Raw genomic sequence first — 16,516 nt, forward strand, 5'->3', positions numbered from 1 at the left:
CCTTAAGCCTTGCCGGACGGCCCCAGCCGCTCCCGCAGGAAATCGATGAAGCGCCGAACCTTGGCGCTGACGTGGCGAGTGTCGGGATAGACCGCGTAGACCTCCAGGCGCGGCAGCGCATACGAAGGCAGCAGGCGTTGCAGCGAGCCGCGCGCCAAAGGCTCTTCCAGCAGCCATTCCGGCAACGCGGCCACGCCGCATCCGGCCTCGGCGAACGCCAGGAGCGCCGAGGCGGTGTCGGCCTGCGCCACGGGCGCCACGCGCAGCTCGTGCTCGCGGCCCTTGCTGTCCGTCAGCCGCCAGCGATCGCTGCGGCCAGGGCGGTTGGCCAGCCAGGGCAACGCTGCCAGCGCCTGCGGCGTGCGCGGCGCGCCGTGCTGCGCCAACAGGTCCGGACTGGCCACGATCCACAGCTTGAACTGGCCGATGCGCGTGGCGCGGTAGCTGGAATCCTCCAACATCCCCACCCGTATGGCCAGGTCCAGACGCTCGGCGATCAGGTCCGCATGCGCCGACCCGGCGCGGTAATCCACCCGCAAGGCGGGATGCGCGCGCGCGAATGCCGCCAGCGCCGGCGCCACCACCCGGTTGCCGTAGTCCACCGACGCCGTCACCCGCAGGCTGCCCGACAAGGCCGTCTGGCCGGAACGCGCCTCGTCCACCGCCGCCTCGGCGTCGCGCAGCAGGCGCGCGCAGTGGCCGTAGAAGCCTTCGCCCGCTTCGGTCAACGCCAGCCGCCGGGTGCTGCGCGTCAGCAACGCCACGCCCAGTTCCTGTTCCAACTGCTTGACGTTGAAGCTGACCACCGCCTTGGTCGTGCCCAGCGCCTCGGCCGCCGCCGTAAAAGAACCGGCCTCGGCTACCGCCGCATACATTGCCAGACGATTCAGATTGATCATGGAAGGCCTGGATAGATTGTCAAAAAAACACGAACAGTATATCCATCGACAGGTCGTTTTTCGGGAACAACACGGCTCCTAGAATGGCGCACCCTTTCCATGGATCCTTCCCATGTCAGATCTTTCTTCCCATTGCCTGCGCCTGACTCTCGACGTCCATTCTCGTATCGAACAGTGGATAGGCTCGCCCGATGCTCCCGACGCGCAGTTGGCCAGCCTGCTCGAGGACTTTTCGCCCGGCTTCAGCATGATCGCGGCCGACGGCCAGCGCCTGCCCGCGGAGGCTTTGCCGGCCTTGTTCGGCAGGTTGCGAGGCGCCCGCCCCGGTCTGAAGATCGACATCGACGAGCTGGCCGTGCTGCACGCCGGCGCGGATTCGGTTTTACTGAGTTACCGTGAACGCCACGCCTGGAGCGCGGGCGCGACCCAGCGGCGGGCGACGGCGCTGTTTGCCGTCCAGCCCGGCGGCCAGCCGCAATGGATGTATCTGCAAGAAACCTGGGCTTGAGGGCCGGACGGGCGCGCCCGCGATTCAGGCCCGGACCGCAACCAGAGTCCGGCCAAAAAAAAGCCTCCGGCTAGGAGGCTTGTCGGAGTGGCTTTCGTATCCCGTCCAGCAGCAGGCTGGTGATGACTTCCGCCAGGGCCTGCTGCCCGGCCGCATCCGGCTCCTGCCGCGTAAACCGTTCGATGATGCCCATCATGGATTGGGCGTACCAGTCGGCCGGAATGTCCTCGCGGAGCAGGCCCACCTGCTGCTCGGCCCTCACGTTGTCGGCGATCATCGCCGCCAGCTCGTTCTTGAGCGCCTCGGCCTCGGCGGCCTGGAAGAAGCCGATGCGCGTCAGGTTCGGATCTTCCTGCAGAATGGCGAGCAGGCCGCTCACGCCCAGGCGGACGCGGCTGTCCAATCCGGCGTCCTGCAGGCCGTCCGGCATGCGCGCCTGGCCGATGGCCTGGCGCAGGCGCTGCGCGAACAGGCCCACGAGTTCGTCGTAGGCCGCCTGTTTGCCGGCGAAGTATTGATAGAAGACAGGCTGGGTCACGCCGGCCCGGGCGACGATGTCGCTGATCCGGGTATGCTGAAATCCGCGTTCCGCGAATTCCGCCGCCGCGACCTCCAGAAGTTGAGCCCGTGTACGTTCACCCTTGGTGAGACGCTTGTCTTGCGGTAAAGAAGAGGGTCGTGCCGTAATCATCGCGAGAAAATACTACCCTTCCGCGCTTTTAGCCACTGGTTTTACCCACGGTTCCCACAACGGATACAACCATTGCAATGTCCTTCCCAAAGTGCTTGCCAACTATTGCGATCCTGGCGCTCGCCAGCCTGCTTTCGGGTTGCGTGCCCTACCCCGTGTACAAGACCATGCAGCCCGATGCCCGCGCCACCGTGCTGGACGAAAACTCCCAGCCTCTGGCCGATGCGCGGGTGGTGTTGATCAGCAGCACCTTTCCCTATGGCCGAGAGCAGTTCCGCAATGAAACCCGCAGCGCGTCCGACGGCAGCGCCGCGTTCGAGGCCCTGAAGGAATGGCGCGCCGAATCGATGATGATCCACGGAGCGCAGGTGTACTTCTGGAACTGGTGCGTGGAGAAGACGGGCTACGAAACCTACATGACGCTGGACCGCGACGCGGCGTATTTCAACGACAAACCGCAGATCACGCTGCGCCCCGGCAAGTCGCGTTCCTGCAACAACTGGCCCGACCGCCAGGACCCGTCAGCCTCCCGCTGAAATCAGTTGAAATCTCCGTAGCGCTTGAGACACTTTATGGAAGCGGCCAGGCGGTAAAGTGACAATATCGGTCCGAGTCCGGCGTTACGCTGGGCCCGAGGCGGATCAGGAGCAAGATCATGAAGCGGTTTTCTGGCCGGATGGCCATCGTCGCGGCGCTGGCATTGGCCGTGGCAAGCGCGCCTGCCATGGCTGGCGGACGTGGCGGCGGCTATTGGGGCGGCGGCCACGGCGGATATCACGGTGGCGGATACCACGGCGGATATCACAATTACCATGGCGGCGGCGGCAGTTCCGATGGCTGGTGGATAGGCGGCGCGTTCGCCCTGGCCACCATAGGCCTGCTGCTGGCGGCCGATTCCGGACCCTCGTACACCCAGGCCGGCGTCTATTCGTCGGGCGTGGGCTACACCAGCCCGCCGGTCTACGCGGCCCCCGTCTACAACGCGCCGGTGTACGAAGCGCAGCCCGTGTACAGCGCGCCCCAGCCCCAGTACGAGCCGGTGCAGTACGAATCCGTGCCGCCCGTCAACAGCGCGCAGGCCAGCGCCACCCTGGACTGCCAGCGCTGGGCCATGAACCAGAGCGGCTACGACCCGGCCACCATCACGCAATGGACCACCCAGGTCATGGTGGACTCCTACAACCGGGCGCTCGATTCCTGCATGACCAGCCGCGGCTATCGCGCGCACTGATACGGCATTCCGGGTATTCCCGCTTGTCCCGCCGCGCCGGCCTGCCCACACTGCATGCCGGCGCGCCTCATTGAAGGACCGTCGCCGCGTCCCGGCGGACAGGCCGCCGGGCATAGACAAGGGGAAAGCATGTTGGATTTCAAGCGGATCGCGGGGCTGTGCGCCATCGGCGCAGCCTGCGCGTTCTCTGCCGCCGCGCACGCGCAGGCCGACGCCCGGACCCAGGCCATGACCATCGTCGTGCCCTATGGCGCGGGCGGCATCGTCGACAACACCGCGCGCGCCTTCGCGCAGAAGCTGGCGGCGGAACTGGGCCGGCCCGTGGTGGTCGAGAACCGCGGCGGCGCGGGCGGCATGATAGGCATGAACACGGTGGCGCGGGCGCACGACGAGAACACCTTGGCCTTTACCGCCGTCAGCCCCGTCACGCTGTCGCCGCATGTGATGAAGACGCTGTACGACCCCTTGAAGGATCTGGCGCCGGTGGCGTCCGTGATGTATTCGCCGGTCTATCTGGTGGGCGGCCCGAAGTTCCCGGGCAAGACCTTCCAGGACATGCTGGCCCAGGCCAAGGCCGATCCCGGCGGCCTGTCGCTGGCGACGGCCGGCGTGGGGTCGCTGGGGCATTTGATGCTGGAGCAGATCAATGGCCAGACGGGCGTACGCATCACGCACGTGCCATACAAGGGCATGGCGCAGATGGTGCCCGACGCTCTCGGCGGCCAGTTCACGCTGATGCTGGTGAATGCCTCAGGTCCGGTCAATGCGCTGATCGACGAAGGCAAGCTCACGCTGCTGGCGGTGGGTTCGCCCGCCCGGCTGCCGGGACGGCCCGGCACGCCCACGCTGGCCGAACTGGGCTACCCCATGGCCAACATGACATCCACTTTCGGGTTTTTCGCGCCGGCCAGCACCAGTCCGGATTTCCGTCTGCGCATGAACGGCCTGATCAACCGCATCGCCGCCATGCCGGACATCAACAAGCCGCTGACGGACGCGCTGAACATCATGTCGCCCGGCACGGTGGAGCAGTTCACGGCCCAGGTGCAGAAGGAATATGCCGATAACGGCCAGATCGTGAAGCAGGCCAACATCCGCAGCGAATGAGCGCGTGAGACAGGAAGCGGCTGGCGGCTCAGCGGCGCCAGCCGCGCCAGGCGCACAGCAGGCCGATGGCCAGCATGACGCCGGCGGGCAGGATCCAGACGAATCCCGAATCCGTGTAGACCACCTGCTCGACCGGGTCGTAGTAACGGCCCAGCTCGTTGAAATCCCACTTCAGGTATTGCGCGTACCAGGCGTAGAAAAAGAGCGCGGACAGGGCCAGGCTTACGCCGGCGGCCGCACGCAGCAGGCCTTTGCTGCGGCCGGCGCGCACGGCCGCCTTCCAGGCCAGGACCGCGCAGCCTGCCACGGCCAGCAGCACCAGCAGGTCGCCCACGTCAGCGCCCATCCCAACGCCCATCCGCCGCCTCCAGGCCGGCCAGACAGGCCTGGGCCTCATCCCATTGCTTTTCACTGAAGACGCGCAGGCCGGCACGGGCCAGCAGTTCGGCCGTCACGCCCACGCCGGGCTGCTGGCGGCCGGCGAAATGGCCGTCGTACACGTAGCCGCTGCCGCAAGAAGGACTGCCCTCCTTCAGTACCGCGATGCCGATGCCATGCTTGCGCGCGGCTTCCAGCGCCGCTTGCGCGCCGTGCACGAAGGGGGCGGTGACGTCCTCGCCCGACACCGCCATCACCCGGGCGCGGCCAGCCAACACGGCGGCGGCGTCCGAGTCCGGCTCGATCTCGGCGGGCGGGCGCGGAACCGGCATGCCACCCGCCATTTCCGGACAGACCGCCACCACCCGGCCCTCGTCCCGCCAGCGGGCCAGCACGGCGTTGTCATGGGACACGCCGCGTCCGTCGTAGCGCACGGGGTTGCCCAACAGACAGGAACTGACCAGAACGTATTGCATGCGTAATCCGAGGCAATGAGCCGCTGCGCAGCGCGCGGCCCGTATCCAAAGCATGCATGATAGAGCACCGGACCCTGGCTGCTGGTCGTCCGCATAGCCTGGGCTCAGCCTGCCGCCGCGCCCATTTCAAGCAACCACGCGCGCAGCGCAGGATCGCGCACTTGCAGCACCTCGAACAGTCCCAGCGCATTCAACGCCGGCAAGGCCTCCTGGATGTCCCTGCGCGCATCGGCCACGGCCTGGGCCGGCGCCTGCGGATCGAGGCAGACGCGGGCGTTGGCGAGAAAAGCCCCCACCGTACCCTTGCGGACGGCCACGCCGTTGAACTGGCCCAGATCCCTGCCGTCGGGCAGGACGTCGCTTGCTTTCATGTTGTGCTCCTGTAGGTGTTCGAGACAGGAGTTACGATAGATGCGCCCGCGTGGCAAGTCTGCGCGGTTTTAGCCATTCAATACGGTGTTTCTGCCAATGGCACTGCCTGCTCCCAACGCTCCCCTGCTCGACCCCGGACGCACCCGCGCCGGCGGCGGCCCCAGGCTGATCGCCGTGCGCAGCCAGGACGGCGCGCTGCGCCATACCGCCATGCATCAGCATGCGCGGGGGCAGCTGTTGGGCGCCTATCAAGGCCTGCTGACGGTCTATGCGGGAGACCATCAATGGGTGGTGGCATCCCGACAGGCGGTCTGGATACCCCCCGACGTGCCGCACGGGCTGTACTCGCATGGTCCGTATGCCGGCTACAGCGCGTACTTGAGCCCGGCGGCGTGCGCGGGGCTGCCCGCCGCGCCCTGTGTGCTGCACGCCTCGGACTTGCTGCGGGCCGCCGTGGACCGCGCCGCATCCTGGAGCGACAGTGCGATCGACCCGGCGCGCAGCCGCGTGATCGAGGTGATCCGGGATGAGATCAGAACCCTGCCGCATGCCGGCCGGCCCCTGCTCCTGCCGCGCGACGCGCGGCTGCAACGGTTGGCGCTTGCGCTATCGGACCAGCCTTCGGACCCCCGGACACAGGAAGAATGGGCCGCCGCCATCGGCATGTCGCCGCGCACGCTGGCGCGCCGTTACCTGGCGGAAACCGGTCTGACCCTGGGCGCCTGGCGGCAGCGCGCCCGTCTGATGCGGGCGCAGGAGATGCTGGCCGAAGGCGCGGCCGTGACCACAGTGGCCTTGGAGCTGGGCTATGACAACGTCAGCGCCTTCATTGCCATGTTCAAGCGCGAACTGGGCGCCACGCCGGGCCGTTACGGCGGCCCGGGCGGTTAAGCGCTGTCAGCCCTGAGGCCCGGGCTTCAGGATTCCTCGGCCGTCTTGCTGGCCCGGCGCGCGCGGGGAGCCGCCTTGCTGGCGGTCTTGGCGGCGCTCTTGCGGGCAGGCTTGGCGGGCGCTTCGGATGCCGCCGCCACTGGCTCGGCCGCCGCCGCTGGCGCGGTCTTGGCAGAGGTCTTGGAGGCGGTCTTGGCGGCGGTCTTCTTGGCGGCGGGACCGCTGCGGGTCGTGGCCCGCTTCGCAGCGGGCTTGTCGGCTGCGGGTTCTGCCGCCGCAGGCGTATCCGCGACCGGCTTGCCGGCCTTGGCCTCGTCCCTTGCGGCAATCCTGGCCATGCCGCCCTCGAACGGGTCGGACATCTTGGCAGGCGTCTTGCTCGCGGGCTGGCTGCGGTTTTCCGCGGCAGGCTGGGCAAAGGTCCATTCAGCGATGTTCACCGCCGGCAGCGGCTGACGCGCCTGCGGCAAGGGCTTGGGCATGGGCGGCAGGCGCGAGGGTTGGACGGGTTTCGATTCCTGCGCCCGAGCCAGGGCGTCGGCCCGCATGGCATCCAGCTTGGCGGCATCCGCTTGTTCGCCGGGCTGCCGGGCGGCGTCGGCCTGCGCGGCTGCCGGCGCGGTAGCGGACGATTGCGCGGCTGGCACGCTTGGAGCCGGCGCCTTGGCCGGCGCTTCGGCCGAGGGTTGCGCGGAAGACACCACGGGCGAAACTTCGGAGGCTGCGGCAGCGCTCTCACCGCCGGCTTCCTGCTCGGCGACCTGGCCGGTTCCCCTGCCCTCGCCGCCCGATTTGCGCCCGCCACGCGATTTGCGGCCGGAGCGGGAACGGGATTCTTCCTGAGCCGCTCCGACTGGCGCATCGCCGGTCTCAGCCGCCGCCGGCTGACGAGTCGAGGCAGAACGGGATCCGCCATCGACGGGGGCTCGGTTCACTGCCGGCGCGCCGCCTGCGCTGTCGCGGTACACATAGGTGCCGGCGTTTTCCTCGCGCCCGACTTCCAGCAGGCCGCGCGACTGCGCCTCGTCCAGCAGGTTGCCGAAGGCGCGAAAGCCGTAGTAGGACTCGTTGAAATCCGGGCGGCGGCGCTTGAGGGCGTCCTTCAGGGCGGACGCCCAGATCTTGCCGCTGTCGCCGCGTTCGGCCATGAGCGCCTCGAAGGTTTCCGCGACCATTTCCACGGCCTGGGTCTTGCGGGCCTCCAGCTCTTCCTTGCGGCGGCGTTCCTCGTCGGGCGTGCGGCGCTGCTGGCCCGCGGCGGCGCCGCCACGGTTGTCGCGGCGCGCGTCCGCCGCGCGCTGGCCTTCGCGCGCCAGGTCGTCATAGAAGATGAATTCATCGCAGTTGGCGATGAGCAAGTCCGAGGTGGACTGCTTCACGCCCACGCCGATCACTTTCTTGTTGTTCTCGCGCAGTTTGGAAACCAGGGGCGAAAAATCGGAATCGCCGCTGATGATCACGAAAGTATTGACGTGCGACTTGGTGTAGCAGAAGTCCAGCGCGTCGACCACCAACCGGATGTCGGCGGAATTCTTGCCCGACTGGCGCACGTGCGGGATCTCGATAAGTTCGAAATTGGCCTCGTGCATGGGGGCCTTGAATTCCTTGTACCGCTCCCAGTCGCAATAGGCCTTCTTGACCACGATGCTGCCCTTGAGCAGCAGCCGTTCCAGCACCGGCCGGATATCGAACTTCTGGTACTTGGTGTCGCGTACGCCCAGCGCCACGTTCTCGAAATCACAGAAAAGCGCCATGCTGACGTTTTCGTTGGGGGTATTCATGTTTTTGCTCCAATGCTGCGGCGGCGCCGGGCGAGACGCCGCCAGATGACGCTCATGATATACATATATGCCGCCGGTACGCGGCGCCCACCCCAGCAGCCATGCCTGAAGCTCCGTTGTTTCCCCCTCTTGCCACCGACCGCCTGGTCCTGCAGCCCTTGGAAATCGGCGACGCCGAGGCCATCCAGCGCCTGTTTCCGCAGTGGGAAGTGGTGCGCTACCTGGTCGACCAGGTGCCATGGCCCTACCCGCCCGACGGCGCTCGCAACTATCTGGAGCAAGTGGCGATCCCTGCGATGCGCCAGGGCAAGGAGTGGCATTGGTCCATCCGCACCCGTGAGAACCCCGGCAACCTGATCGGCATCGTCAGCCTGATGGACGATGATTCCTGGAACAACCGTGGTTTTTGGCTGGACCCCGCCCATCACGGCCGGGGCTACATGACCGAGGCCAGCGAAGCCGCCACCGCCTACTGGTTCGAGGTGCTGGGCAAGCCGCTGCTGCGCGCGCCCAAGGCCTCCGTCAACGCGGCTTCGCGCCGCATCTCGGAGCGCGGCGGCATGCGCCTGGTCGCCACCGAGGAGCGCGGTTACGTCAGCGGACGGCTGCCCACGGAAATCTGGGAGATCACGCGCGAGGAATGGTTCGCCCGCAAGCCTGGCCAGGGCTGATGCCGGACCCGCGGCATGCCGGCGCCAGACGCCGGACGATTCCGCGCCTTATCCGCCCCCATTATTTCCGGGACGACGCGCGCCGCCCGCCCGGTCCAAGCCGCCGCTTACCGCCCTTTTCGCCCCGTTTTCCGGCCGATTGACTCGGACCTGCCCTGGCTAGAATTCCCCGAAATCCGGCATTCCGCGTACGGGATGCCTATGTTTATCGGGCAAGATCCATGAATCCGTCTACCGTCATCGGCGCCGCCGTCGGCCTGCTTACCCTGGCTATCGTCGTGGCCCTGGCCGCCACCGACCCTGGCATGTACATCAACCTGCCGGGCCTGGCCATCGTGCTGGGCGGCACCGCGGCCGCCGTGTTCATCGCCTATCCGCTGCCGGAAGTGCTGCGCGTCTTCAAGCTGGTGCGCACCGTCTTTCGCAACGACCAGCACGACCAGCAGCGCGACATCGAGGAACTGGTGTCCATGGCCCAGCTGTGGATGAACACCGACGTCCGCAAGGTCGAGCAGGAACTCAAGAAGGTCAGCAACCCCTTCCTGCGCACCGGCGTGCAGCTGATCATTGACAACACGCCCGAAGACCAGATCATCGAGCTGCTGCAATGGCGCGTGGCGCGGCTGCGCGCCCGCGAGCAGGCCGAGGCGCAGATGTTCCGCGTCATGGCCACCTTCGCCCCGGCCTTCGGCATGCTGGGCACGCTGGTGGGCCTGATCAACCTGATGTCGGTGCTGGGCGACGGCAGCATGCAGATGATCGGCCAGCAGCTGGCCATCGGCCTGATGACCACCTTCTACGGCATCCTGCTGGCCAACCTGGTCTGCAAGCCCATCGCGCTCAAGCTGGAACGCCGCACCGCAAGGCGCGTCGAATCCATGAACATGGTGCTGCAAGGCATCGCCATGATGTGCGAGAAGCGCGGCCCCGCGGTAGTGCGCGAAACCCTGAACTCCTTCGTCATGCACGTCGAGGACGAGATCTACGATGGCGGCGCGGACGCCAAGCCGCAGGCCGCGCAAGCCAAGGCGGAAGGTCAGATCAAACCCGCGGCCAAACCCGCCGCAGCCCAGCCCGTCTCCATCGCCCGTCCTGCCGCCGCGCGCCAATGAGCCTGATTTCCCCCACCCTGGCGCAGCGGATCGAGCAGGCCCGCCAGGCCCAGCTGCGCGCCGAGAAAGCGGCGGCCAACAGCGGCTGGCGTCCCAGCCAGAGCGACCGCAAGGACCGCTATGCCCGCTGGCACGTCGAGGAAACCGTCGAACAGGATTCCGAGAACTGGCTGCTCAGCTACCTGGACCTGATCACCCTGCTCCTGGCCATGCTGGTCGTGCTGCTGGCGCTCACGCGCCTGCATGGCGGCGCATTCGGCCAATCGGAACAGCCGGTGGAGCTGGTCGGCACGCTGGCGGCCAGCGGCCTGCCCACTTACGACGGCGAGTATTCCGAATTCGACGCCGTCCAGATTCCCGCAAGCTGGGCGCAGGCCGAGACGCCGGCGGCCGCCGCCGCGACCACGCCGGCGCAGCCGGCCCAGGAAGGCGAGATCGTCGCCGACGCCGCCCCGCCGCTGCGCGCGCCCTCCAAGGAATCACTGGGCCTGGGCGACCTGGGCAAATCGGTGGACGTGATCATCAACGAACAGTCGGTGAGCTTTCGCATCAGCAATGAACTGCTGTTTCCGTCCGGCCAGGCCACCCTCAGCCCCACCGGCCTGGACGTGATCAAGCGCCTGGCCGCCATCCTCAACAAGAACGAGTACCAGGTCTCGGTCGAGGGCCACAGCGACCCGGTGCCCATCCAGACCCGGCAATTCGCGTCCAACTGGGAACTGTCCAGCAGCCGCGCCACCAGCGTGCTGCGCGAACTGGTCCGCGACGGCGTATCGGCCCAGCGCCTGCGCGCCGTCGGCTACGCCGAGACCCGTCCCATCGAGTCCAACGACACCCCGGCGGGCCGCGCGGCCAACCGGCGCGTGGAACTCATCATGGACATTGCACCCGCGCAAAAGGCGGCGCAGGGCGCGGCGCCTGGCGCCGCGGCGGCCGCTCCCGCCTCCGCCACAAAATCCTGATCCGGGTCCAGGCCGCGCAGCCGCGCGGCCTGTCTCTCCGTCCGCCTCAGAGCGGCACAGGCCGGTTCCTCAGCACGTTCTTCATCACCAGCGTCGACCTCAACCGCAGTACGCTGGGCAACGCCGACAGCACGCGGTCATAGAGCGCCTGGAATGCCGGCAAGTCCTGGGTGACGACGTGCAGCATGTAGTCCGGGTCGCCGAACAGCCGCTGCGCCTGCACCACCTCGGGAATATCGGCCAGGGCGGCCTCGAACGCCGACACCCGGTCGCTGCTGCCTTCGCGCATGGTGACGAAGACGATGGCCGAAAAATTCAGCCCGACCGCGGCCAGATTGATGTTCGCGCCATAGCCGCTGACGACGCCCGCCTCTTCCAGCGCCCGCAGCCGCCGATGACACGGAGACAGGCTCAAGCCGACCCGTTCCGCCAGGTCCGTGATGGAAATGCGGCCGTCTTCCTGTAGCTGCGCAAGAATTTTTCTATCTAGATCATCCATTAGGAAGATTCTACCCAGAACTTCAATTCTTGCGGTAGATGGAAGAAGCACTTCCCCCTGCTTCGCCGATAACATTCCCCGCCTGAGATTCATTTGGGGTATGCAGTTGGAAACCGGCAATCTGGTGGCGTTTTGGCTTGTTTCGCTTTCTTTGGTTGTCGTCCCGGGCGCGGATTGGGCCTATGCCATATCCGCCGGCTTGCGGGACAAGGCCGTCCTTCCCGCCGTGGCGGGGATGTTGACCGGCTATCTGATGATCACCATGGTGGTCGCGGCGGGCATAGGCGCCCTGGTGGCGAGCGAACCCGCGATCCTCACCGTCCTGACCCTGGTCGGCGCGGCGTATTTGCTTTGGCTCGGGGCCAACGTGCTGGCGCATCCCGCCGAGCCCAAGGCGGGCGATGCGCAGGCCGCGGGGCATTGGCTGGGCTGGGCCGCAAGAGGTTTCGCCGTCAGCGGCGTGAATCCCAAGGCCATCCTGCTGTTCCTGGCCCTGCTGCCGCAATTCACCAGCCGCGACGGCGCCTGGCCGATATCCACGCAGATCACGGCGTTGGGGATCCTGCAGATCCTCAATTGCGCCGTCATCTATACCCTGGTGGGCCTGGGGTCGAAGGCGGTACTGCAATCGCGCCCGGTCGCCGCGCGCAGGGTCAGCCAGTTTTCGGGCCTGGCCATGATCGTCATTGCGCTGATCCTGTTCGGCGAACAGGCCGCGGTATTGATGGCCTGACCCAAGCGAGGCGGGTCTTAATCTCCGGGATGCCTGCCGCCCGCGCTTTCCTGGTAGCTGTCCACCGCGCTCCCCACCGTGGGATGGAAACGGTCGTCGCCGAACACCTCCGTCAGTTCGAAGCGCTTGAGCTTGTCGCGCACGGGATCCTTCATTTCCGCAAAATGCAGCGCCGCGCCTTGCTGGGCCAGGCTGCGGCTTAGTTCACGCAGCATGTCCGCCGACGTGACGTCTACGCTGGTGACCGGCTCTGCAGCCACCACCACCCAGCGCACCGGCGTGGGCGAGGCCTCCACGGCTTCCATCAGGCGCTGCTGGAAGAGTTCGGCATTGGCGAAGAATAGCGGCGCATCCCAGCGGAACAGCACCAGGCCGTCGATCAGCGCGGCATTGGGATAGCGCTTCATGTCATGGTAGCCGCGCAGGTTGGGCACGCGGCCGAGCACCGCGAAATGCGGCCGCCAGCCGTCCCACAGGAATTCGATCACGGCGATGACCACGGCCAGGCAGATGCCCGGAATGGCGCCGAACACGGCCACGCCCGCAAAGCACGCCATCGACAGCCAGAATTCCCATTGCTGGATGCGGTAAATGCGGCGCAGGTCCTTGAATTCAAAGAGGCCGATGGCCGCCGCGATCACCACGGCCGCCAGCGCGCTGTTCGGCAGATAGCGCAGCAGATTGGGCGCCGCGACCAGCAGTACCGCGACTGCTATCGCCCCCACCACGCCTGTAAGCTGCGTGCGCGAACCCGCCGCCTCGGCCACCGGCGTGCGCGAAGCGCTGCTGCTGATCGGAAAGCCCTGGAAGAAGCCCGCCGCCAGGTTGGCCACGCCCAGGCCCACCATTTCCTGGTTCGGATCGACCCGGGTGTTGGTGCGCGCGGCATAGGTGCGCGACAGCACGCTGGTGTCCGCGAAGGCGATCAGCGCCACCGCGCAACCGCCCAGCGCGATCTTGACCAGGTCCGCATGGCTGAGCCAGGGCAAGACGAACTTGGGCAGACCTTGCGGGATTTCGCCCAGCACCTTCACGCCTTGCGAGTCCAGGTGGAACAGGCTGACGGCCAGCGTCGCCAGGATCACGGCGATCAGGATGCCCGGCACGCGATCGTAGCGCTTGAGCAGCAGGATCAGCGCCAGGGTCGCCGCTCCCACGGCGAAGGTAAACCAGTTGGCCTCGCCCATGAATACCGCCCGCCCCAGCCGCCACAATTCGGTCAAGGGGCCGGCATCGTCTATCGATACCGCGAACAGCTTGGGCAACTGGCTGACCAGCACCGTCAGCGCGATGCCGTTCATGTAGCCGTAGCGGATCGGCTTGGATAGCAGTTCGGTGATGAAGCCCAGCCGCAGCAGGCCCATCACGATGCAGAACACCCCGGCGACCAGGGCCATCAGGCTGGCCGCGGCCACCGCACGCATGGGGTCGCCTTCGGAAACGCTGAGCACCACCGCCAGGATGGGCGCGGCCAGGGCGGAGTCCGGACCCAGCACCAGGATACGGCTGGGGCCGAACAGTGCATAGGCCAATAGTGGAATGATGGTGGCATAAAGGCCGTAGACGCCTGGGACGCCGGACGCTTCGGCATAGGCGATGCCGACCGGCACCAGCATGGCCGTCAGCACCAGGCCGGCGGCCAGGTCCTTGGGCAGCCAGGCGGCCTGGTATGACCTGAGCACCGCCAGCCCGGGCAGCCAGCGCAGCCAGCCGGCGGCGGACACATCCTTGGAGGCGGGAGTATGGGATGCCATGGGACCTTCGCAATGTGAGCAGGCGCCGGCAGCGCGTATCAGGCTGCAAATCCGGTGGCGCCGATTCCATAGTCTGACGCATTATTCATGCTTGCGGCTATGCATGACGGCGCGAGGCACGGCGTCCTCTCTTTATACAGACACTGGTGACAACCCACATGACACAGATGCGGAATCCCGAGGACATTCCAGGCGCGTTCCAGGCGGCCTGGAACGACCACGACATGCAGGCGCTGGGCGCGCTGTTCCATGAGGACGCGACATTTGTGAACCGGTTCGGCCACTATGTGCGCGGCGTCGAGGAAATCGTCAAGATGCATGCCCCCATCCACTCCACCATCTATAGCGATTCCACGCTGGCGAACGAACTCGTCGACGTGACGCCGGTAGGCGGCGATGCGGCGATCGTGCACTTCTGGAGCCGCCTCTCGGCCGGCGCTGCCCATCCGGCGGGCGTGCATGCCGTCGACACGATGATTCTTGCCGTGCTGACGCGGCAGGCCGGCGCCTGGCGCATCCAGGCGCTGGAGAACGTCACGCTGGTGAATCCCCGCACGGGAGCGGCAGTGCTGCGGGACGATGGATAAGCTCCGTCTACCTCTGCTTACAAAGAACGCCGGGGCGTGTATTGCAAGATGGCACCGGCGCAACAAATAGCGGTAATCTGGCGAACCTTATCGGCAGTCCGTACTGGAAGATCCCATGTCCTATCTGCTTTTCATCGTCGAACCGGTGGGCCAGCGCGCCCAGCGCACGCCCGAAGAGGGCCGCGAAGCCTATGCGCAAATGCTGCGCTATGCGGAAGACCTGAGTTCGCGCGGCCTGTTGGCGCGCGCGGAATCCTTGAAGTCCGAGTCGGAAGCCGTGCGCCTGCGCATCCGCGACGGCGAACGTTCCCTGGTGGATGGCCCCTATGCCGAGGCCAAGGAAATGATAGGCGGCTTCTTTCTGCTGAACTGCGATAGCCGGGAAGAAGCGCTGGCGCTGGCGGCCGAGTGCCCGGCCGCGCAATGGGCCACGGTGGAGGTCCGCGAACTGGGCCCGTGCTTCATGTAGGCACAGGGCCCATGCTGGACCGGCGGCTGGCGCGCGCCAGCCGCACGATTCAACAGTTCCCTTTCTTGGCCTGGCCCGGCGGACAGAAACCGCCACGGCCGCCGCCGTCGTGGGGATCGACGATGACCGCGCCGCTCGGGGTATAGACGGCACAGCCCGTCAGCAAGGAAGCCAGCAAGGCAAGACTGCACAGGATCTTCATATCGGTGTTCAAAGTTGTGGACGCTGCGAGTGTATGGAGGCGCGCTGCAACCAGGGCTGTACCTTTGTAACCGTGTGCGGACCCATTTTCCTGGTACTTACCCTAGGTTCATCATTTTTCTGTCGATTTCGCGTCTTGCCGTTCGTCGTGCCAGTACAAGCCCCCCTTCGGGCCTTGTTTACCGAATCCAGGAGTCACAGGAATGCGATACATGATCATCGTCCGCGCCACGGCGGACAGTGAAGCCGGCGTGATGCCGCAGGAAAGCCTGCTGGGCGCCATGGCGTCCTATCACGAGGCGCTGGCCAAGGCTGGCGTGCTGTTGGACGCCAATGGCTTGCACCCCTCCTCCAAGGGCTGGCGAGTGCAGTACGACAAGGATCAGCGCACGGTGGTCGACGGCCCGTTCGCCGAGACCAAGGAGCTGATCGCCGGCTACACCATGATCCAGGTGCGCTCGCGCGAGGAAGCCATGCAATGGGCGCTGCGCTTTCCCCAGCCTTTCCCCGGCCAGTCCTGCGCCGTCGAAGTGCGCCAGGTCTTCGAGCTGGACGACTTCGGCCCCAGCGAGGGCGTCGAACGCTTCCGGCAGATACCCGGCAACGGCCAATGAGCACGCTCGCCGCCTTCACCATCAACGGACCTGATTCATGCTGAAAACCTTGTTGCTCATCGTCCTGGCCGCCATCGCGCTGGTGCTGGCCTACGCGGCCACGCGCCCGGACACCTTCCGCGTCGAACGCAGCGCGCGCATCCAGGCGCCGCCGGCGCGCGTGTTCCCGCTGATCAATGACCTGCACGCGTTCAACACCTGGAACCCCTACGAAAAGAAAGATCCGGCGATCAAGGGCACCTATGGCGCCGTGACGGCGGGCCCGGGCGCAACCTACGCCTGGGAAAGCAAGGAAGTGGGCGTGGGTGAAATGCAGATCGAAACGGCCGTGCCGGATTCGTCCGTGGCCTTGCGGCTGACCTTCGTGAAGCCCTTCTCCGCCGTCAACCAAGTCAACTTCACCCTGACGCCGGCCGGCGACGGCACACAAGTCACCTGGGCCATGGAAGGCCGGCTGAACTACGTCGCCAAACTGATGCATCTCTTTTTCAACATGGACAGCATGGTCGGGAAGGACTTCGAAGACGGGCTGGCCAACCTCAAGACCCTGGCAGAAAGGCGCCAGGACTCACACTAAAAA

22 protein-coding genes are annotated in these 16,516 nt (G+C 66.5%); 13 read left to right on the top strand and 9 right to left on the bottom strand.

Annotation, left to right across the window (positions count from 1 at the left end):
- Nucleotides 1–2: 2 nt before the first annotated feature.
- Nucleotides 3–899 carry a LysR family transcriptional regulator gene (locus ACZ5YA_RS06910; protein ID WP_280016847.1) on the bottom strand — a complete coding sequence of 299 codons (897 nt, stop codon included), beginning with the start codon at nucleotides 897–899 and terminating at the stop codon, nucleotides 3–5.
- Nucleotides 900–1,011: 112 nt separating this feature from the next.
- Between ACZ5YA_RS06910 and ACZ5YA_RS06915 the strand changes: the two genes are divergently transcribed.
- Entirely contained in the window at nucleotides 1,012–1,407 is a 396-nt protein-coding gene (locus tag ACZ5YA_RS06915; RefSeq protein ID WP_059380110.1) for a hypothetical protein, read from the top strand.
- Nucleotides 1,408–1,477: 70 nt separating this feature from the next.
- On the opposite strand, the gene ACZ5YA_RS06920 is transcribed toward ACZ5YA_RS06915, so the two are convergent.
- Nucleotides 1,478–2,023: a TetR/AcrR family transcriptional regulator gene (locus tag ACZ5YA_RS06920; RefSeq protein WP_251879824.1), complete on the bottom strand. Its 546-nt coding sequence runs from the start codon at nucleotides 2,021–2,023 to the stop codon at nucleotides 1,478–1,480.
- Nucleotides 2,024–2,193: 170 nt separating this feature from the next.
- On the opposite strand from ACZ5YA_RS06920, the gene ACZ5YA_RS06925 reads away from it, so the two are divergent.
- The 3 genes from ACZ5YA_RS06925 to ACZ5YA_RS06935 all read left to right on the top strand — a co-directional run bounded on the left by ACZ5YA_RS06925 (nucleotide 2,194) and on the right by ACZ5YA_RS06935 (nucleotide 4,436).
- Entirely contained in the window at nucleotides 2,194–2,634 is a 441-nt protein-coding gene (locus ACZ5YA_RS06925) for a carboxypeptidase regulatory-like domain-containing protein (RefSeq protein WP_464092239.1), read from the top strand.
- 119 nt (nucleotides 2,635–2,753) lie between these two features.
- Nucleotides 2,754–3,329, top strand: a complete 576-nt coding sequence (locus tag ACZ5YA_RS06930) for a hypothetical protein (protein ID WP_059380113.1) — start codon at nucleotides 2,754–2,756, stop codon at nucleotides 3,327–3,329.
- 129 nt (nucleotides 3,330–3,458) lie between these two features.
- On the top strand, nucleotides 3,459–4,436 hold the full coding sequence (locus ACZ5YA_RS06935; protein WP_464092240.1) for a tripartite tricarboxylate transporter substrate binding protein: 978 nt from the start codon (nucleotides 3,459–3,461) through the stop codon (nucleotides 4,434–4,436).
- Nucleotides 4,437–4,464: 28 nt separating this feature from the next.
- Here the strand turns inward: ACZ5YA_RS06935 and ACZ5YA_RS06940 are convergent, their stop codons facing one another.
- The 3 genes from ACZ5YA_RS06940 to ACZ5YA_RS06950 all read right to left on the bottom strand — a co-directional run bounded on the left by ACZ5YA_RS06940 (nucleotide 4,465) and on the right by ACZ5YA_RS06950 (nucleotide 5,661).
- Nucleotides 4,465–4,782: a hypothetical protein gene (locus ACZ5YA_RS06940; protein ID WP_464092241.1), complete on the bottom strand. Its 318-nt coding sequence runs from the start codon at nucleotides 4,780–4,782 to the stop codon at nucleotides 4,465–4,467.
- Complete coding sequence (locus ACZ5YA_RS06945; protein WP_464092242.1) at nucleotides 4,772–5,290, bottom strand: 2-thiouracil desulfurase family protein; 519 nt, start codon at nucleotides 5,288–5,290, stop codon at nucleotides 4,772–4,774. The genes ACZ5YA_RS06940 and ACZ5YA_RS06945 overlap by 11 nt, the downstream gene beginning before the upstream one ends.
- 104 nt (nucleotides 5,291–5,394) lie before the next feature.
- A complete protein-coding gene (locus tag ACZ5YA_RS06950) occupies nucleotides 5,395–5,661 on the bottom strand; it encodes a hypothetical protein (protein ID WP_059380117.1) in 267 nt (88 codons plus the stop codon).
- Between the two features lie 97 nt (nucleotides 5,662–5,758).
- Here ACZ5YA_RS06950 and ACZ5YA_RS06955 point away from each other — a divergent pair, with 97 nt between their 5' ends.
- Nucleotides 5,759–6,553: an AraC family transcriptional regulator gene (locus tag ACZ5YA_RS06955; protein WP_118933940.1), complete on the top strand. Its 795-nt coding sequence runs from the start codon at nucleotides 5,759–5,761 to the stop codon at nucleotides 6,551–6,553.
- Between the two features lie 26 nt (nucleotides 6,554–6,579).
- On the opposite strand, the gene ACZ5YA_RS06960 is transcribed toward ACZ5YA_RS06955, so the two are convergent.
- Complete coding sequence (locus tag ACZ5YA_RS06960; RefSeq protein WP_464092243.1) at nucleotides 6,580–8,334, bottom strand: NYN domain-containing protein; 1,755 nt, start codon at nucleotides 8,332–8,334, stop codon at nucleotides 6,580–6,582.
- Between the two features lie 101 nt (nucleotides 8,335–8,435).
- Here ACZ5YA_RS06960 and ACZ5YA_RS06965 point away from each other — a divergent pair, with 101 nt between their 5' ends.
- From ACZ5YA_RS06965 to ACZ5YA_RS06975, 3 genes are all read left to right on the top strand, one after another.
- Nucleotides 8,436–9,005 carry a GNAT family N-acetyltransferase gene (locus ACZ5YA_RS06965; RefSeq protein WP_464092244.1) on the top strand — a complete coding sequence of 190 codons (570 nt, stop codon included), beginning with the start codon at nucleotides 8,436–8,438 and terminating at the stop codon, nucleotides 9,003–9,005.
- 221 nt (nucleotides 9,006–9,226) lie between these two features.
- Nucleotides 9,227–10,117, top strand: coding sequence for a motility protein A (locus tag ACZ5YA_RS06970; RefSeq protein ID WP_464092245.1), 891 nt, complete (start codon nucleotides 9,227–9,229; stop codon nucleotides 10,115–10,117).
- A complete protein-coding gene (locus ACZ5YA_RS06975; RefSeq protein ID WP_306637271.1) occupies nucleotides 10,114–11,079 on the top strand; it encodes an OmpA/MotB family protein in 966 nt (321 codons plus the stop codon). Before ACZ5YA_RS06970 ends, ACZ5YA_RS06975 begins: the two co-directional genes overlap by 4 nt.
- 46 nt (nucleotides 11,080–11,125) lie before the next feature.
- Here the strand turns inward: ACZ5YA_RS06975 and ACZ5YA_RS06980 are convergent, their stop codons facing one another.
- Nucleotides 11,126–11,578: an Lrp/AsnC family transcriptional regulator gene (locus ACZ5YA_RS06980; RefSeq protein WP_059380123.1), complete on the bottom strand. Its 453-nt coding sequence runs from the start codon at nucleotides 11,576–11,578 to the stop codon at nucleotides 11,126–11,128.
- Between the two features lie 100 nt (nucleotides 11,579–11,678).
- On the opposite strand from ACZ5YA_RS06980, the gene ACZ5YA_RS06985 reads away from it, so the two are divergent.
- The gene (locus tag ACZ5YA_RS06985; RefSeq protein ID WP_118933944.1) at nucleotides 11,679–12,311 is read left to right on the top strand and encodes a LysE family translocator; all 633 of its coding nucleotides are present in this window, start codon (nucleotides 11,679–11,681) and stop codon (nucleotides 12,309–12,311) included.
- A gap of 17 nt (nucleotides 12,312–12,328) precedes the next feature.
- Here ACZ5YA_RS06985 and ACZ5YA_RS06990 read toward each other — a convergent pair whose 3' ends face one another.
- Nucleotides 12,329–14,065: a SulP family inorganic anion transporter gene (locus ACZ5YA_RS06990; protein WP_464092246.1), complete on the bottom strand. Its 1,737-nt coding sequence runs from the start codon at nucleotides 14,063–14,065 to the stop codon at nucleotides 12,329–12,331.
- 158 nt (nucleotides 14,066–14,223) lie between these two features.
- Between ACZ5YA_RS06990 and ACZ5YA_RS06995 the strand changes: the two genes are divergently transcribed.
- Nucleotides 14,224–14,652, top strand: coding sequence for an SgcJ/EcaC family oxidoreductase (locus tag ACZ5YA_RS06995; protein WP_118933946.1), 429 nt, complete (start codon nucleotides 14,224–14,226; stop codon nucleotides 14,650–14,652).
- A gap of 115 nt (nucleotides 14,653–14,767) precedes the next feature.
- Nucleotides 14,768–15,121 (top strand): YciI family protein, encoded by a 354-nt coding sequence (locus ACZ5YA_RS07000; protein WP_059380126.1) that lies wholly within the window; start codon nucleotides 14,768–14,770, stop codon nucleotides 15,119–15,121.
- A gap of 49 nt (nucleotides 15,122–15,170) precedes the next feature.
- Here the strand turns inward: ACZ5YA_RS07000 and ACZ5YA_RS07005 are convergent, their stop codons facing one another.
- Nucleotides 15,171–15,323: a hypothetical protein gene (locus ACZ5YA_RS07005; protein WP_165867926.1), complete on the bottom strand. Its 153-nt coding sequence runs from the start codon at nucleotides 15,321–15,323 to the stop codon at nucleotides 15,171–15,173.
- A gap of 202 nt (nucleotides 15,324–15,525) precedes the next feature.
- Here ACZ5YA_RS07005 and ACZ5YA_RS07010 point away from each other — a divergent pair, with 202 nt between their 5' ends.
- Together ACZ5YA_RS07010 and ACZ5YA_RS07015 are read left to right on the top strand one after the other, a co-directional pair.
- The gene (locus ACZ5YA_RS07010) at nucleotides 15,526–15,936 is read left to right on the top strand and encodes a YciI family protein (RefSeq protein WP_059380127.1); all 411 of its coding nucleotides are present in this window, start codon (nucleotides 15,526–15,528) and stop codon (nucleotides 15,934–15,936) included.
- 37 nt (nucleotides 15,937–15,973) lie between these two features.
- Complete coding sequence (locus tag ACZ5YA_RS07015) at nucleotides 15,974–16,513, top strand: SRPBCC family protein (protein WP_059380128.1); 540 nt, start codon at nucleotides 15,974–15,976, stop codon at nucleotides 16,511–16,513.
- Nucleotides 16,514–16,516: the final 3 nt, after the last annotated feature.

The organism is Achromobacter sp. JCM 18799, assembly GCF_055395645.1.

Bases quoted from the DNA above. Each gene is read 5' to 3' on its own strand.
- ACZ5YA_RS06910 (WP_280016847.1), bottom strand. From the start codon at position 899: ATGATCAATCTGAATCGTCTGGCAATGTATGCGGCGGTAGCCGAGGCC.
- ACZ5YA_RS06915 (WP_059380110.1), top strand. From the start codon at position 1,012: ATGTCAGATCTTTCTTCCCATTGCCTGCGCCTGACTCTCGACGTCCAT.
- ACZ5YA_RS06930 (WP_059380113.1), top strand. From the start codon at position 2,754: ATGAAGCGGTTTTCTGGCCGGATGGCCATCGTCGCGGCGCTGGCATTG.
- ACZ5YA_RS06935 (WP_464092240.1), top strand. From the start codon at position 3,459: ATGTTGGATTTCAAGCGGATCGCGGGGCTGTGCGCCATCGGCGCAGCC.
- ACZ5YA_RS06940 (WP_464092241.1), bottom strand. From the start codon at position 4,782: ATGGGCGCTGACGTGGGCGACCTGCTGGTGCTGCTGGCCGTGGCAGGC.
- ACZ5YA_RS06945 (WP_464092242.1), bottom strand. From the start codon at position 5,290: ATGCAATACGTTCTGGTCAGTTCCTGTCTGTTGGGCAACCCCGTGCGC.
- ACZ5YA_RS06950 (WP_059380117.1), bottom strand. From the start codon at position 5,661: ATGAAAGCAAGCGACGTCCTGCCCGACGGCAGGGATCTGGGCCAGTTC.
- ACZ5YA_RS06955 (WP_118933940.1), top strand. From the start codon at position 5,759: ATGGCACTGCCTGCTCCCAACGCTCCCCTGCTCGACCCCGGACGCACC.
- ACZ5YA_RS06960 (WP_464092243.1), bottom strand. From the start codon at position 8,334: ATGAATACCCCCAACGAAAACGTCAGCATGGCGCTTTTCTGTGATTTC.
- ACZ5YA_RS06965 (WP_464092244.1), top strand. From the start codon at position 8,436: ATGCCTGAAGCTCCGTTGTTTCCCCCTCTTGCCACCGACCGCCTGGTC.
- ACZ5YA_RS06970 (WP_464092245.1), top strand. From the start codon at position 9,227: ATGAATCCGTCTACCGTCATCGGCGCCGCCGTCGGCCTGCTTACCCTG.
- ACZ5YA_RS06975 (WP_306637271.1), top strand. From the start codon at position 10,114: ATGAGCCTGATTTCCCCCACCCTGGCGCAGCGGATCGAGCAGGCCCGC.
- ACZ5YA_RS06980 (WP_059380123.1), bottom strand. From the start codon at position 11,578: ATGGATGATCTAGATAGAAAAATTCTTGCGCAGCTACAGGAAGACGGC.
- ACZ5YA_RS06985 (WP_118933944.1), top strand. From the start codon at position 11,679: ATGCAGTTGGAAACCGGCAATCTGGTGGCGTTTTGGCTTGTTTCGCTT.
- ACZ5YA_RS06990 (WP_464092246.1), bottom strand. From the start codon at position 14,065: ATGGCATCCCATACTCCCGCCTCCAAGGATGTGTCCGCCGCCGGCTGG.
- ACZ5YA_RS06995 (WP_118933946.1), top strand. From the start codon at position 14,224: ATGACACAGATGCGGAATCCCGAGGACATTCCAGGCGCGTTCCAGGCG.
- ACZ5YA_RS07000 (WP_059380126.1), top strand. From the start codon at position 14,768: ATGTCCTATCTGCTTTTCATCGTCGAACCGGTGGGCCAGCGCGCCCAG.
- ACZ5YA_RS07005 (WP_165867926.1), bottom strand. From the start codon at position 15,323: ATGAAGATCCTGTGCAGTCTTGCCTTGCTGGCTTCCTTGCTGACGGGC.
- ACZ5YA_RS07010 (WP_059380127.1), top strand. From the start codon at position 15,526: ATGCGATACATGATCATCGTCCGCGCCACGGCGGACAGTGAAGCCGGC.
- ACZ5YA_RS07015 (WP_059380128.1), top strand. From the start codon at position 15,974: ATGCTGAAAACCTTGTTGCTCATCGTCCTGGCCGCCATCGCGCTGGTG.